The following is a 1,396-nucleotide window of genomic DNA, read 5'->3' on the forward strand; positions in this document are numbered from 1 at the left end:
GAAATCCAAAAAGCCTTCCTTCTCTTTCTTCCTTTCTTAATCCAGAATTAGCGTTATAGAAAGACCAAGCAAAGAAAATTTTCAGGTAAGAAGAAAAAACATACACTAAAAACTCAGTTAATTGTAGAAAAACATAGTAAGAAGATTATGTATACATCATTTTCAAACGCTAGAAAGCACGATTTCGGATATTCAAGGAATCAAAAGTACATATAGACATTAAGATTTTATCAGATATATTGGTCTTAAGAAAATTCATGAAAATATTAAATGCCGCATAGGAAAACAAAAAAGGAGCAGAGAACAAAAGAAATAGAATCAAGAACTTATGAGTAAGAGAGTGATAGTAGAAAACGTGATTGGATTATTGAAAAGGTTCAAAATTATCTAAGATCGGTATCGGAATCGACGAAAACGTTTTGGATTGAGATTTAATTTTGGATTGAGATTTAATTTGATTGCTGGAATTTACAATCTGGAGCTTCTTTTTTGAGTTTCGAAAGAGGTCTAACATCACAAAAAATATAAAACTCAACAACCATCTATAAGGTGAAGTGTTAAATTCCAATCAATTTGAAATTATCGTAAACAGGCTCACCTTCCTGTATTGAGATATACTCTTAGTATCACTTCATCTGTGATGGTGCCAGAACTTACTGCCAAGTATCCATTGTTTTCGTAAACTCGCGAAACCCTACATCAGCAACATTGAGCTTGTTCCATTCAAAAGTTTTACTCACGCTTTTCTGTGGTTTATACGATATAAACATATGATCTACTGCGACCTATATCTAATTTTCCATGGCAATCTGCCTCTCTCTAACTCTAACAGCAATTTGTTCTACCAGCACCCTTGCAGTATTTTGGAATCCATACCATCGTACTTAGAGTGTGCATTGTACCAATAACGTCGCGTACGTATCTCCACCTCAAGGCGAGGGGTTTTTACAATCCCACGATGTGGGCATTAAACCTTCAATCTACTAAAAAAGAAAATATCAAATTGAGCAGAGTAAGACTCAATAGAGAGGTTGTATGCCTTTTTCTTCCTATCGTTTTGCAGATGGCCTCTAGTTCAAAAATTTTCACATTGTATTTAGTCTTATTTTTAGCTATCCTAAGTCTAGGAAGGGTGGCCGAGAGGCTGAAGGCGACGGTTTGCTAAACCGTTATACAGCTATAAACTGTATCGGGGGTTCGAATCCCCCTCCTTCCGCTGTTAGAAGCTTAATATAACTTGGTCAGTTCTAAGACTTATAGCTTGTTTACAAGTATTTTTCATATCATAAGCTTTAAAGACGGAGAATTTCATTGTTTTTAACTTTCCTTTTATATAATTAAGTGGGTTAACACCCTCGCCTTAAGGCGAACACTTTAGTATAATATACTTTAGTAT

The 1,396-nt window shown here is 34.8% G+C and carries 1 tRNA gene; it reads left to right on the forward strand.

The features are described 5' to 3' along the window. Positions 1–1,126 precede the first annotated feature (1,126 nt). Positions 1,127–1,216 (forward strand) — tRNA-Ser (locus V6U76_RS05255). Positions 1,217–1,396: the final 180 nt, after the last annotated feature.

The organism is Wolbachia endosymbiont of Pentidionis agamae (assembly GCF_036711655.1).
Classification (GTDB): Bacteria; Pseudomonadota; Alphaproteobacteria; order Rickettsiales; family Anaplasmataceae; genus JAZHPY01.